The organism is Streptomyces sp. NPDC044704 (genome assembly GCF_056433525.1).
Map to the genome: position 1 here is coordinate 119,489 of NZ_JBWKGY010000013.1, position 12,947 is coordinate 132,435.

At 74.1% G+C, this 12,947-nt stretch carries 12 protein-coding genes; all 12 read right to left on the reverse strand.

Annotation, left to right across the window (positions count from 1 at the left end):
* Window positions 1–59: 59 nt before the first annotated feature.
* Window positions 60–995 (reverse strand): ABC transporter ATP-binding protein, encoded by a 936-nt coding sequence (locus tag AC07B0_RS27945; protein ID WP_356878092.1) that lies wholly within the window; start codon window positions 993–995, stop codon window positions 60–62.
* A gap of 101 nt (window positions 996–1,096) precedes the next feature.
* Window positions 1,097–2,113, reverse strand: coding sequence for an ABC transporter ATP-binding protein (locus AC07B0_RS27950; RefSeq protein WP_356878078.1), 1,017 nt, complete (start codon window positions 2,111–2,113; stop codon window positions 1,097–1,099).
* Window positions 2,113–3,099 (reverse strand): ABC transporter permease, encoded by a 987-nt coding sequence (locus AC07B0_RS27955; RefSeq protein WP_356878079.1) that lies wholly within the window; start codon window positions 3,097–3,099, stop codon window positions 2,113–2,115. The genes AC07B0_RS27950 and AC07B0_RS27955 overlap by 1 nt, the downstream gene beginning before the upstream one ends.
* Window positions 3,096–4,064 carry an ABC transporter permease gene (locus AC07B0_RS27960; protein ID WP_356878080.1) on the reverse strand — a complete coding sequence of 323 codons (969 nt, stop codon included), beginning with the start codon at window positions 4,062–4,064 and terminating at the stop codon, window positions 3,096–3,098. Before AC07B0_RS27960 ends, AC07B0_RS27955 begins: the two co-directional genes overlap by 4 nt.
* A 22-nt stretch (window positions 4,065–4,086) precedes the next feature.
* Window positions 4,087–5,832 carry an ABC transporter substrate-binding protein gene (locus tag AC07B0_RS27965; RefSeq protein WP_356878081.1) on the reverse strand — a complete coding sequence of 582 codons (1,746 nt, stop codon included), beginning with the start codon at window positions 5,830–5,832 and terminating at the stop codon, window positions 4,087–4,089.
* Between the two features lie 259 nt (window positions 5,833–6,091).
* The gene (locus AC07B0_RS27970) at window positions 6,092–6,808 is read right to left on the reverse strand and encodes a GntR family transcriptional regulator (RefSeq protein WP_356878082.1); all 717 of its coding nucleotides are present in this window, start codon (window positions 6,806–6,808) and stop codon (window positions 6,092–6,094) included.
* 56 nt (window positions 6,809–6,864) lie between these two features.
* On the reverse strand, window positions 6,865–7,860 hold the full coding sequence (locus AC07B0_RS27975; protein WP_478899147.1) for an ornithine cyclodeaminase family protein: 996 nt from the start codon (window positions 7,858–7,860) through the stop codon (window positions 6,865–6,867).
* A complete protein-coding gene (locus tag AC07B0_RS27980; RefSeq protein ID WP_469379342.1) occupies window positions 7,857–8,876 on the reverse strand; it encodes a proline racemase family protein in 1,020 nt (339 codons plus the stop codon). The genes AC07B0_RS27975 and AC07B0_RS27980 overlap by 4 nt, the downstream gene beginning before the upstream one ends.
* A complete protein-coding gene (locus AC07B0_RS27985) occupies window positions 8,873–9,877 on the reverse strand; it encodes a proline racemase family protein (RefSeq protein WP_467297019.1) in 1,005 nt (334 codons plus the stop codon). Before AC07B0_RS27985 ends, AC07B0_RS27980 begins: the two co-directional genes overlap by 4 nt.
* 110 nt (window positions 9,878–9,987) lie before the next feature.
* Complete coding sequence (locus AC07B0_RS27990; protein ID WP_356878085.1) at window positions 9,988–10,914, reverse strand: dihydrodipicolinate synthase family protein; 927 nt, start codon at window positions 10,912–10,914, stop codon at window positions 9,988–9,990.
* 87 nt (window positions 10,915–11,001) lie between these two features.
* Window positions 11,002–12,495: an FAD/NAD(P)-dependent oxidoreductase gene (locus tag AC07B0_RS27995; RefSeq protein WP_478899148.1), complete on the reverse strand. Its 1,494-nt coding sequence runs from the start codon at window positions 12,493–12,495 to the stop codon at window positions 11,002–11,004.
* Window positions 12,482–12,787 carry a (2Fe-2S)-binding protein gene (locus AC07B0_RS28000; RefSeq protein WP_356878087.1) on the reverse strand — a complete coding sequence of 102 codons (306 nt, stop codon included), beginning with the start codon at window positions 12,785–12,787 and terminating at the stop codon, window positions 12,482–12,484. The genes AC07B0_RS27995 and AC07B0_RS28000 overlap by 14 nt, the downstream gene beginning before the upstream one ends.
* Window positions 12,788–12,947 lie beyond the last annotated feature (160 nt).

Here is a 12,947-nt window from a genome sequence, read left to right on the forward strand (position 1 = left end):
TGGAAGGGCCCCGCGGACGCCATCGGCCGCGGGGCCCTTCCCCTTCCCTGGGATCCCCGTCAGTCACCCGGGAAGTGACAGGCCACCTCGCGCGAGGCCGCCGGGCGCAGCAGGGGCCGCTCGGTGCGGCAGACCTCCTGCGCCTTGGGGCAGCGCGGGTGGAAGGTGCAGCCCGGGGGCGGGGCGGCCGGGCTCGGCGGGTCGCCGAGCAGCACGATCCGCTCGCGCCGCCGCTCCGCCGCCGGATCGGGCAGCGGTACGGCGGACAGCAGCGCCCGGGTGTAGGGGTGCTGGGGGCTCTCGTAGAGGGACTTCTTGTCACCGATCTCGACGATCCGGCCGAGGTACATGACGGCGACCCGGTCACTGACCCGTTTGACCACCGAGAGGTCGTGCGCGATGAACACGTAGGCCAGGCCCAGTTCGGCGCGCAGCCGTTCCATCAGGTTGACGATCTGGGCCTGTACGGAGACGTCGAGGGCGGAGACCGGCTCGTCGGCGATCAGCAGCCGGGGGCTGGTGGCCAGCGAGCGGGCAATGCCGATGCGCTGGGCCTGGCCGCCGGAGAACTCGTGCGGGTAGCGGTCGATGTGCTCGGGGATCAGCCCGGCCAGTTCCATCAGTTCGGCCGCCCGACGGCGGGCGTCGGCCGCGCTCCAGCCCTGTACCAGCAGCGGGTCGGAGATGATCCGGGCCACGGTCTGGCGGGGGTTGAGGGAGGAGTGCGGGTCCTGGAAGACCATCTGGACGTGCTTGCGCACGGGCCGCAGGGCGCTCTGGGAGAGCCGGGTGATGTCGCGGCCGTCGAAGGTGACGGTTCCGGAGGTGGGTTCGAGGAGGCGCACCAGCATCCGGCCGGTGGTGGACTTCCCGCAACCGGATTCCCCGACGAGGCCCAGCGTCCGGCCGGCCTCCAGGTCGAAGGAGACCCCGTCGACGGCCCGTACGGGCGCGCCCCGGCGGCCGGTCACGGAGCGTTTGCCGGGGAAGGTCATGGTCAGGTCCCGTACGGACAGCAGCGGGCGGGCCGGGCCGTCGGCTCCGGTGCCGGCCGGGCGGGGGGCGAGGGCCCCGGCGGAGCGCGTGGCGTCGGGGCTCATCGGGAAACCTCCGGAACGGCGGCGAGGCCGCTGTGGTGGCAGGCGCTGAGGCGCGGGGGGCCGCCGTACGGGGCGGGTTCGGGCCGCAGCGTCGTGCAGAGGGTGCGTTCGGCGTCGGTGCCGGCCGCGGCGCGCGGGCAGCGCGGGGCGAAGGCGCAGCCCGGGGCCGGTACCAGCAGGGAGGGCGGGGAGCCGGGGATGGCCCGCAGCGGGGCGTCGTCGGTGTCGTCGAGCCGGGGCAGGGAGTCCAGCAGTCCGCGGGTGTAGGGGTGGGCGGGGTCGGCGAACAGGGCGTCGACGGGGGCCTGTTCGACGGCCCGTCCGCCGTACATGACGAGTACGTCGTGGGCGACGCGGGCGACGACGCCCAGGTCGTGGGTGATCATCACGACGCCCAGGCCGCGTTCCTGCTGGAGCCGGGCGATCAGCTCCAGGATCTGGGCCTGCACGGTGACGTCCAGGGCGGTGGTGGGCTCGTCCGCGATGAGCAGTTCGGGTTCGCAGGCCAGCGCCATGGCGATCATCGCGCGCTGGCGCATGCCGCCGGAGAACTGGTGCGGGTACTCCCCCGCCCTGCGAGCCGGTTCGGGGATGCCGACCTCTCCGAGCATGTCGACGGCCCGTCTGCGGGCGGCCGCGCGGCCGGAGCGGAAGTGCACCCGGAAGTGCTCGGCTATCTGCTCGCCGACCGTGTAGTAGGGGTGCAGGCTGGACAGCGGGTCCTGGAAGATCATGGCCATGCGGCGGCCGCGCAGCTTCGACAGCCGTTTCTCCGACAGGCCCGTCAGCTCCTGTCCGGCCAGGGTGATGGAGCCGCCGACCTCGGCTCCCCGGTGCAGGCCCATGACGGCGAGGGAGGTGACGGACTTGCCCGAGCCGGACTCGCCGACGATGCCGAGGGTGCGCCCGGCCTCGACGGTGAAGCCGAGGGAGTCGACGGCGCGGACGGTGCCGCGCGGGGTGGTGAACGTGACGCTCAGGTCGCGCACTTCGAGGAGCGGAGCGGCGGTCATCAGTACCTCACCCTCGGATCGATGACGGCGTACAGGAGGTCGACGGCGAGGTTGGCGACGACGATGAAGAACGCGGCGAGCAGGGTGACGCCGAGGACGACCGGCTGGTCGGAGCTGACCAGCGCGCCGTAGAAGAGCCGTCCGATGCCGGGGAGTCCGAAGATGGACTCGGTGATCACGGCGCCGGCGAGCAGGCCGCCGAGGTCCATGCCGAAGATGGTGAGGATCGGGGTCATCCCGGAACGCAGTCCGTGTTTGACGACGACGGTCCGTTCGGGCATGCCCTTGGCGCGGGCCGTGCGGATGTACGGCTCGGCCATCGCCTCGATCATCGAACCGCGGCTCTGCCGGGCGTACATGGCGGCGTAGAGGAGGGCGAGCGCGGTCCACGGCAGCAGCAGGTTCGCGGCCCAGCCGAGCGGGTCGTCGGTGAGGGCCTGGTAGGTGGGGTAGGGCAGCAGGCCGGCGACGCGGATGACCCCGTAGATGAGCAGGACGGAGGTGAAGTAGACGGGCAGGGAGGCGGCGGCGACCGCTCCGACCATCAGGGCCTTGTCGGTGGCGGTGTCCTTGCGCAGGGCGGCGGTGACCCCGGCGCCGAGGCCGAGGACGAGCCACAGGACGGCGGCGCCGAGGGCGAGGGAGGCGGAGACGGGGAGCCGGTCCATGAGCAGGTCCCACACCGGCAGGGAGTTCTCGTACGAGTAGCCGAGGCAGGGGAAGTCGCAGGCGACGGCGTACTGGCCGGTGCCGAGGGTGCGGCCGGTGAAGATCCCGGTGAGGAAGTCGGCGAACTGCTTCCACAGGGGCTGGTCGAGGCCCAGGTGGACCCGTACGTCGGCGAGCCGTTCGGCGCTGCAGGTCTTGCCGCAGGCCGCGGCGGCCGGGTCGGAGGGCAGCACGTAGAAGATCAGGAAGGTGACGGCGGCGATGGCGAGGAGCACGCCGGTGAGGGCGAGCAGCCGGCGGGCGAGGTAGAGGATCACGTGCGGCCGCCCCTCGGGTCGAGGATGTCGCGCAGGGCGTCACCGAGCAGGGTGAAGGCGAGCACCGCGAGGAAGAGGAAGACGCTGGGGATGACGAAGTACATGGGGTCGGTCTCGTAGAAGGCGACGGACTCGGCGATCATCTGGCCCCAGGAGGGGGTGGGCGGGCGCACGCCCACGCCGAGGTAGCTCAGCGCCGCCTCGGTGCTGATCATGCCGGGGATGAGCAGGGTGGTGTAGGCGATGACCGGTCCGGCGACGCCGGGGAGGATGTCGCGGGTCAGGATCCGCCAGGAGCTCGCGCCGCCGACGCGGGCGGCGTCGACGTACTCGCGGTGTTTGAGGGAGAGGGTCTGGCCGCGGACGACGCGGGCGACGCCGGGCCAGCCGAAGACGCCGATGACGACGGTCATGAGGACGATCCGGTTGACGTCCTTGGCCACCGACAGCATCGCGATCATGAAGATGAGGGACGGGAAGGACATCGTCAGGTCCATCAGGCGGGACAGGACGGCGTCGGTGCGGCCGCCGAAGTAGCCGGCGGCGATGCCCGCGGCGGTACCGGTGACGACGACGATCGCGGTGGCGGCGAAGGCGATCAGGAGGGAGACCTGGGCGCCGTGGACGACGCGGGCGAACAGGTCCCGGCCGGTGACGGGTTCGACGCCGAGCCAGTGCTCGGGGCTGATCCCGCCGAAGGAGCCCAGCGGCAGTCCGCCGAGGTAGGGGTCGACGGCGGCCTTGTCGAACTCCTCGGGGGACCAGCCGCCGAGGGCGCCCAGCCAGGGCGCGGTGACGGCCATCAGGACGAACAGGAGGACGACGCAGAGGCTGACGCGGACGGCGGGGCGGCGGCGGAGTTCCCGCCGGGCGAGCTGCCAGGGGCTGCTGCCCGGGGGGACGTCCTTGGCCGGTGCGCCGTCCGGGGCCGCCTGGTCGGCGGCGCCCGGTGCGGTGGTGGTCATGGTGTCGAAGGCCTCCGGATCCTCAGCCCTGGCTCTTCGACGGGTCCTTGAGGCCGACGGTCCCGTAGTCGATGGTGCCGGTCCAGACGGGGTGGCCGTAGGCGCCCGCGACGTTCGGGCCGACGAGGAGCGGCTTGCGCTCCAGGATCAGCGGGACGGACGGGGACTTCTTCATGATCTCCGCGTCGAGGTCGATCCAGGCCTGGTTGGCCTGCTTGGCGTCGGCCATGGCGTTGATCTCGTCGATCCGCTTCATGGTGGCCTCGTCGCGGAACTGGCTGTTGTTGCCCTGGTTGCCCTTGTCCTTGATGGTGCGTCCGTCGAAGACGAAGGGGATCCACGTGGACCCGGAGGGGTAGTCGGGGCACCAGCCGGTCAGGGTCATGTCGGGAGTGGTGGACAGGTCGCCGATGACGTCGTAGTAGGCGCCCGGGTCGATGGTGTCGATGACGACCTCGATGCCGGCGCGGGACAGGCCCTGCTGGATGGCCTCGGCCTTGCCCTTGTCGCCGGTGGAGACGGCGAGGGAGACCTTCAGGCCCTCCTTGCCGGCGGCCTTGAGGAGTTCCTTGGCCTTGGCGGGGTCGCCGGCCGCGGGGATCTTCAGGGTGTCGGCCTGCTTGCCGCCGGAGAGGGCCGGGGGCAGGTAGGCGGTGGCGACCTCGTTGAGGGCCGGGCCGCCGCCCGCGGTGACCACGGCCTCCTTGTCGACGGCGTACTGCATGGCCTCGCGGACCTTCGGGTCGTCGAAGGGGGCGCGGGAGTTGTTCAGGTGGAGCATCTCGGTACAGCCCTGGGACTCGGCGAGCAGCCGGGCCTTGACGTCGGGCTTGGGCAGCACCTTGGGGGCGCTCTCGGGCCGCATGTCGGAGTACTGGACGGAGGAGGCGTCGGCGCCCTCCCCGGCGATGACGCGGTCGTCGATCTGGCCGCCCTTGAGGCCCATGACGACCACGAACCGGTCGGGGTAGGCCTTGCGCACGGTGTCGGTCCCGGGGTCCCAGTGCTCGTTGCGGACGAGCACGAGCTTCTTGTCCCGGTCGTACGTGTCGATCTTGTACGGGCCGGAGGAGAACGGGCGGGCGTCGTACTGGGTGCCCTTCTCCTGGGACTGCGGGACCGGCGCGAAGGTGGGGAGGGTGGCGGTCGCGGAGAACTCGGCGACGGGCCGCTTGAGTTCGAAGACGATCGTGCGGTCGTCCGGGGTCTTGACCGAGTCGAGGTGCTTGCCGTCCAGCGGGCCCTTGTAGCCGTCGGTGCCGGCGAGGTACTGGGCGGCGTAGTCGGGGCCGCCGGTGAGGTCGGGGGCGAAGGAGCGCTCGACGTTGTACTTGATGTCCTGGGCCTTGACCGGCGAGCCGTCCTCGTACTTGACGCCCTCCTTGAGGGTGAAGGTCCAGGTGCGGCCGCCGTTGGAGGGGGTGCCGAGGTCGGTGGCGAGGTCGGGGACCAGCTCGCTGCCGGCCTTGCCGGGCTCGGCCTTGAAGGTGACGAGCGTGCGGTAGAGCAGGCGGGTGCCGAAGTCCATGGCCGGCATCACCCAGTTGCGGGCGGGGTCGAGGTGGGCGAAGTCCTGGTTGGACAGGACGGTGAGGGTGCCGCCCTTGACCGGGGTGCCGCCGAGGGTCTTGCCGTCGTTGGCGGCGGCGGGGTTGGCGGCGGCGGGTGCCGAGCCCGCGCCCTTCTTGGGGTCCGAGCAGCCCGAGGCACCGAGTGCGAGAGCGGCCACCACGGCGGTAGCGAGGGCGAGTTGGGTGCGCTTGGTCATGGGTCACTCCAGTGAAGGGCCGCGCTTTAGGATGTGACCGGTAACATAGTAATGTGAAATTGTACTGACAAGGGGTCTGCGGCCCCGTTATCCAGCCGTGTCCAAATCCCGCCCCCGGGAGGGGCGTTGGGGGCCCTGGGGACCCGGGCCAGCCGGAGTTCACCGGACGGCGTGCGGCGAACGAACGCGGACGGCCCTCCCCCCGCCGTGGTGCGGCGGGGGGAGGGCCGGTGGTGGTTCTGCGCCTGGGGTGTGTCGTCTAAGCCGTGAGGCCGGAGCCGAGGCCGCCCGGGGTGCGGCCCACGGGTTCGTCGCGGCCCTGGGCCCAGAGGGAGCGGACGTGGCCGAGGTGGCGCTGCATGCACGCCTCGGCCGCTTCGGCGTCGCCGGTGAGCATCACGTCGAGCAGCTCGATGTGCTCCTCGGCGGAGGAGACCAGCTTGCCCGCCTCGTCGAGGCCCGTCAGCCCGTACAGGCGCGAGCGCTTGCGCAGGTCGCCGACCGTTTCCACCAGGCGGTCGTTGCCCGCGAGGGCGAGGAGGCCGAGGTGGAAGCGGCGGTCGGCCTCCAGGTAGCCGATGAGGTTGTGTTCCCGGGCGCTGGTGACGATCTCCTCGGCGATGGGCCGCAGGGCCTCCAGCTGCTCGGCCGTGGCGATCTTCGTGATCCGGCCGACGGTCGGGACCTCGATCATCGTGCGCAGTTCGGTGTACTGGTCCAGGTCGCGTTCGCTGACCTCGGTGATCCGGAAGCCCTTGTTGCGGACCGGCTCGACGAGGCCCTCGCGGGCGAGGTCGAGCATGGCCTCGCGGACGGGCGTGGCCGAGACACCGAGTTCGGACGCGAGACCGGGAGCCGAGTAGACGCTCCCGGGGCGCAGCTCACCCGCTATCAGGGCTGCTCGGAGGGCATGGCCGACCTGGTCGCGGAGCCGTTCCTGGGCCTTGATGAGACTGTGCTGCTTCAGGTCACCCATTGCATTTCCTCCGAGACCCCCGACACCACCGACGAGCAGAGGGACAGCGTACAATGTCACGTTTCGCCGCTCGCCCCGGCGGCCTCGAACAACGCGACCGCCACGGCAAGATCTTCCCAGGCCATGCCCACGCTCTTGAAGAGCTGTGGACAACCCGGCCGCCCTCCGACGGCTTCGCGGCCCGTGACCAGGCCGGCGAGGGTGCCGCTGATATGACCGGGTCCGATCGCCCCTTCCGCCTCCGGGATCAGCAGGTCACCCGCCTCGCGCAACGCCGCCGCACGCGCCTCCACGTAGACGGCCGCCCGCCGCACGAGCGCGGTGTCGGTCTCGCGGGCGTCCGGCTCGTGCGAGCCGACGGCGACGACCACCGCGCCCGGCGCCACCAGCCGGCCGTCGAAGAGGGGTGTCCGGGCGGTGGTGCAGCACAGGACCAGGTCCGCGCCGGCCACGTCGGCGGCCGTTCCGGTACGGGCCGGGACGCCCAGGCCTGCGGCGTGTGCGGCCAGCTTGGCGCCGCCGGCCGGGTCACGGGCGACGATCACCGCCCCCGCCAGTTCCCGTACGCCGAGGACCGCTTCGAGGTGGCCGTACGCCTGCGGCCCCGAGCCGAAGAGCACCAGCCGCAGCGGGCGCCCGGCCGGGGCGAGGTGGCGCAGGGCCAGCGCGGAGACGGCCGGGGTGCGCAGGGCGGTCAGGGCCGAGCCGTCGAGGAGGGCCAGCGGGCGCAGCGTGGGGCCGTCGAGGAGCAGGTAGCTGCCGGTGATGCGGGGCAGCCCGCGGGCCGGGTTGCCGGGCGCGACCCCGGCAATCTTCACCCCGGCGTACGCCCCGGACGCGGCCGGCATCAGGAGGAGTTCGCCGCCGGGCACGTCGAGGGCGGTGCGCTGCGGGCAGCCCTCCGGATCGAGTCCGGCGAGCAGGGCCTCGGCCAGGGCGTCGGCCGCCCGGGCGGGGGTGAGGAGCCGGGCCGTCTCCTCGGCTCCGAGCTGGAGGAGGCCGGGGGCGGGGAGGCCGGCCTCCGTCGGGCCCTGGGCGGGGTGGCGGGTCACAGGGTGAATCCCGCGCCGAGGGGGTCGTACGGGTCGACGGTGAAGGTGTGCTCGCCGGTGCGGTACGCCGTGCCGGTGACCTCGGTGACGCCGTCCTGGAGGACGCGGCCGGTGAACACCGAGCCGATGACCGACTCGTGCAGCAGGTCCTCCCCCGCGCCGAGCCGCCCGTCCTCCGCGAGGAGCGCGAGGCGGGCCGAGGTGCCGGAGCCGCAGGGCGAGCGGTCGATCTGTCCGTCGGCGAAGACGGTGACGTTGCGCTGGTGCGGCCCGAAGGGGGTGTCGGGCAGTTCCTCGTGGAGGATCACCCCGTACACCCCGGAGAGCAGCGGGCCGCCGGGGTGCCAGGTGGCGGGGTGGGTGGCGAGCGCGGACCTGATCTCCCGGCCGGCCCGGGTCAGTTCGGGCAGGGCGGCGCGGGCGACCTCCAGGCCGAGGTCCCGGGCGCGGACGGAGGCGTAGCAGGCCCCGGCGTGCGCGATGTCCACCTCGGCGACCCCGAACGTGGTGGCGACCGGCACCTTGCGGGCGCCCACCCGGGCGGGGACGTTGCGGAACGTCACCCCGGTGGTGCGGCCCCCGGCCCGGTGCACGGTGGCGGCGACCCGGCCCGACGGCACGTCGATGCGGACCTGGACGTCCCCGTCGTCGGGCGCCGCGACCCGGCCGGTGTCCACGGCCCAGGCGCCGAGGGCCATCGTGCCGTGGCCGCAGGCGGTGGAGTAGCCGTCCTTGTGCCAGAACAGCACCCCGAAGTGGGCCCCGTCGTCGTCCGGGGGCACGACGAACCCGCCGTACATGCCGGCGTGTCCGCGCGGTTCCTGCACGAGCAGGCGCCGTACGTCGTCCAGCGGGCTCCGGCGCGGTGCGGTCCCGGAGCCACCGGGCCCGATGGCGGTGGCACAGCGTTCGGCGACGGTGTCCCCGGGGGCGGCGGCGACGTCCGCGGTGGTGGTGTCGACGATCCGGAAGGGCTCGCCCGCGGCGTGGTAGTCGGTGGTCCGTACGGATGTCACAGCAGGAACCCTCCGGGGAAGGGGTCGGACGGGTCGAGGAAGTACTGGGCGGTCCCGGTGATCCAGGCCCGGCCGGTGACGGCGGGGACGACGGCGGGGAACCCGCCGACGGTGGTCTCCGCGGTCAGGCGGCCGGTGAACTCGGTGCCGATGAACGACTCGTTGACGAAGTCGGTGCCGAGCGGCAGCAGGCCGCGCGCGTGCAGCTGGGCCATGCGCGCACTGGTCCCGGTGCCGCAGGGCGAGCGGTCGAACCAGCCGGGGTGGATGGCCATGGCGTGGCGGGAGCGGCGGGCGTCGGAGCCGGGGGCGGCGAGGTAGACGTGCTTGAGCCCGGAGATCGAGGGGTTCTCGGGGTGGACGGGGCGGTCGGGCGAGGCGTTGACCGCGTCCATGACGGCGAGGCCGGCGGCGAGCAGGTCGTCCTTGCGGTCCCGGTCGAAGGGCAGTCCGAGGGCGTCCAGTTCGACGAAGGCGTAGAAGTTGCCGCCGTAGGCGAGGTCGTAGGTGACCGTGCCGTATCCGGGGACGTCGGCCTTCAGGTCGAGTCCGACGCTGAAGGAGGGGACGTTGGTGAGGGTGACGGCGGTGGCCGCGCCGTCCTCGACGCGGACGTCGACGCTGACCAGGCCGGCCGGGGTGTCGAGGCGGACGGTGGTGACCGGCTCGACGGCCGGGACCATGCCGGTCTCGACGAGGACGGTGGCCACCCCGATGGTCCCGTGCCCGCACATGGGCAGCAGCCCCGACACCTCGATGTAGAGGACGCCGAAGTCGGCGTCCGGACGGGTGGGCGGCTGGAGGATCGCGCCGCTCATCGCCGCGTGGCCGCGCGGCTCGTACATGAGGAGGGTGCGGACGTGGTCCGTGTGCTCCATGAAGTGGAGCCGCTTCTCGGCCATGGTGGCGCCGGGGATCACCCCGACTCCCCCGGTGATGACCCGGGTGGGCATGCCCTCGGTGTGCGAGTCCACCGCGTGGTAGATGTGGCGCGTGCGCATGGGTTCCCCTGAGGGCTCGGACCTGCCCCGCCGGCCGGACGGGCGGGCGGGGTCGGTGGATGCGGGCGGGCGCGGGCCCGGCCTGGCCGGCCGGGCGGCTCCCGGTGGGGTCAGGCGAGGCCTTCGGCGAGGGCCTTCTCGGTGGCGGCCCGGACGGCGGCCTCGACGTCGCCGGTGAGCGGGAAGCGGGGCGGGCGGGTGGCGCCGCCGGGGCGGCCGGCCAGGTCCATGGAGAGCTTGATGGCCTGGACGAACTCGGTCTTGGAGTCCCAGCGCAGCAGCGAGTGCAGGGACTTGTAGAGCGGCAGGGCGGTGGCGAGGTCTCCGGCGACCGCGGCCCGGTACAGGGTGGAGCAGGCGGACGGCAGGGCGTTGGGGTAGCCGGCGATCCAGCCGACGGCCCCGGCCAGGGCGAGTTCGAGGAGTACGTCGTCGGCGCCGATGAGCAGGTCGAGGCCCGGGGCGAGTTCGGCGATCTCGTAGGCGCGGCGGACGTCCCCGCTGAACTCCTTGACGGCGACGACGGACCCGTCGGCGTGCAGCCGGGCGAGGAGGGCCGGGACGAGGTCCACCTTGGTGTCGATGGGGTTGTTGTACGCGACGACGGGCAGCCCCGCGCGGGCGACCTCGGCGTAGTGGGCGCGTACGGCGGCCTCGTCGGCGCGGTAGGCGTTGGGCGGCAGGAGCAGGACGGATCCGGCGCCGGCCTCGGCGGCCTGGTCGGCCCAGCGGCGGGCCTCGGCGCTGCCGTAGGCGGCGACGCCGGGCATGACGCGGGCGCCGTCGCCGGCGGCCTCGACGGCGGTGCGGACGACGCGGGCCCGCTCCTCGTCGGTGAGGGTCTGGTACTCCCCGAGGGAGCCGTTGGGGACCACGCCGTCGCAGCCGTTGGCGATGAGCCAGGCGACGTGTTCGGCGTAGGCGTCGTGGTCGACACTGAGGTCCTCGCGCAGCGGCAGGGTGGTGGCCACCATGATTCCGTGCCAGGGGCGGGTGCGGGTGTCCGTGCGGGGCGCGGGGGTGGGCGCGTGGTTCATGAGACGACTCCCTAGTGTGGTGTGTGACATTTTACTAGTGGGTGTGAGGTGGCCACAAGGGGCCGGACGGGACCGGGTGGTGGCCGGTCAGCGGCCGTCGGCCGCTTCGGGCCCGCCCGCGTCGGCGGCCGGGGGCAGTCCGGCGAGGTGGGCCAGCGGGACCGGACAGGACAGCGGGCGGCGGTCCGGCGCCGGCTCCCCGCCCGCGAGGGCGGCCACGGCCGGACCGCACATCCGGCCCTGGCACCAGCCCATCCCGGCCCGGGTGAGGAGTTTGACCGTACGGGCGTCCCGGGCGCCGAGTTCACCGACCGCCTCCCGGATCCGGCCCGCCGGAACCTCCTCGCAGCGGCACACGCCGGTGCCGTCGCTCAGCCAGTCCGTCCAGCCGGGGCCGGACCGGTGGGCGGCCGCCATGGCCCCGGCGAAGGCGCGCAGCCGGGCGCGGCGGCGGACGAGCGCGGCCGGGGCGGGGCGTCCCGCGATCGCGTGTGCGGCGATCTCCCCTTCGGTCAGCGCCAGTTGGGCGCCGCCGATGCCGCCCGTCTCGCCGGCGGACCAGATGCCGGGGACCGAGGTGCGCTGCTCCCCGTCCAGGTCGAGGGCGACGGTGCCGTCCGGGGCGCGGAGAGTGGCGCAGCCCAGGCCGGTGGCGAGCTCCAGCTGGGGCACGAGTCCGTGGCCGACGGCGAGGGCGTCGCAGGGGATCCGGCGGGAGGTGCCGGGCAGCGGGCGCCAGTCGCGGTCGAGGCGGGTGACGGTGACGGCCTCGACGCGGTCGGTGCCGTGGGCCTCGGTCACGGCGTGCCGGGTGCGCAGCCGGATGCCGTGCCGCAGGAGGGCGCCGCCGTACGTGGCGCCTTCGGCGAGCTTGGCGGGGTTGCGGAGCAGCGCGGGGAGGTGGCCGGCGTACCCGGTGTAGGCGCCGGCCTCGACGACCGCCGGGACGGTGGCTCCGGCGGCGGCGAGGGAACCGGCGACCGCGAGCAGCAGGGGGCCGCTGCCGGCGACGACGATGCGGCGGCCGGGCAGGACGAGGCCACCCTTGAGCATGGCCTGGGCCCCGCCCGCGCCGATGACGCCGGGCAGGGTCCAGCCGGGGAAGGGCAGTTGGCGCTCGTACGCGCCGGTGGCGAGGAGCACGGACCGGGCGCGGACCGCTGCGGCCTCCTCCTCGGGGCCGGCCACCGCGTGCAGCGTCCAGGCCCCGCCGTCCGGGACCACCGTCCAGACGTGGTGGAAGGGGAGGTACGTGATCCGGCCGGCCGACTCGTGGGCGCGCAGGGCGGTTTCGCGGGTGGCGAAGGCCGGCCAGTCGTGGTGCAGGGCCTGGGGGCGGTTGGCGCCGAGGGTGGGGGCGGGGTGGCGGTAGAACTGGCCGCCGGGGCGTTCCGCGGTGTCGAGGACGGTGACCTTCAGGCCGAGGGCCGCCGCGGTGACGGCCGCCGCGAGGCCGGCGGGGCCGGCGCCGACCACGGCGAGGTCGGTGGTGGCGGCGGCCCCGCCGGGGGTGGGGGCCGGCCGCGCGGGGGCCGGCCGCGCGGAGGCCGGCTGCGTGGGGCCCGTGTCAGAGGGCGGCATGGCCGGTTCCTTCCTGGGTGGTGACGGTGTCGCCGGGGCGGGCGGGGACGAGGCAGGCGCGCTGGTTCGGGCGGCCGTTGACGGTGACGAGGCAGTCGTAGCAGCTGCCGATCCCGCAGAACGCGCCGCGGGGTGCGCCGGCGTGGCGGGTGGTCCGCCAGGCGAGGATGCCGGCGGACCAGAGCACGGCGGCGATGCTCTGGCCGGCCTGGGCGGTCAGTTCGCGGCCGTCGAAGCGCAGGACGTACGTCGCCGCCGGGCTGCCGCCTACCAGTGAGCGGGGGGTGCGCATGGGGGGCTCCTCGGGGGTGTCGCCCTGCCGGGCGGGGGGGGCGGCGGCGGGTGCGGGTGGGGGCGGGTGGGGTGGCCGGCTGCGGGGGGGCGGGGGGGGGGGGGGGGGGGGGGGGGGGGGGCGGGGGGGGGGGGGGGGGGGGGGGGGGGGGGGGGGGCGC

Coding starts and splice junctions, on each gene's coding strand:
- AC07B0_RS27945 (WP_356878092.1), bottom strand. CDS start 995: ATGACCTTCCCCGGCAAACGCTCCGTGACCGGCCGCCGGGGCGCGCCC.
- AC07B0_RS27950 (WP_356878078.1), bottom strand. CDS start 2,113: ATGACCGCCGCTCCGCTCCTCGAAGTGCGCGACCTGAGCGTCACGTTC.
- AC07B0_RS27960 (WP_356878080.1), bottom strand. CDS start 4,064: ATGACCACCACCGCACCGGGCGCCGCCGACCAGGCGGCCCCGGACGGC.
- AC07B0_RS27965 (WP_356878081.1), bottom strand. CDS start 5,832: ATGACCAAGCGCACCCAACTCGCCCTCGCTACCGCCGTGGTGGCCGCT.
- AC07B0_RS27970 (WP_356878082.1), bottom strand. CDS start 6,808: ATGGGTGACCTGAAGCAGCACAGTCTCATCAAGGCCCAGGAACGGCTC.
- AC07B0_RS27985 (WP_467297019.1), bottom strand. CDS start 9,877: ATGCGCACGCGCCACATCTACCACGCGGTGGACTCGCACACCGAGGGC.
- AC07B0_RS27990 (WP_356878085.1), bottom strand. CDS start 10,914: ATGAACCACGCGCCCACCCCCGCGCCCCGCACGGACACCCGCACCCGC.
- AC07B0_RS27995 (WP_478899148.1), bottom strand. CDS start 12,495: ATGCCGCCCTCTGACACGGGCCCCACGCAGCCGGCCTCCGCGCGGCCG.
- AC07B0_RS28000 (WP_356878087.1), bottom strand. CDS start 12,787: ATGCGCACCCCCCGCTCACTGGTAGGCGGCAGCCCGGCGGCGACGTAC.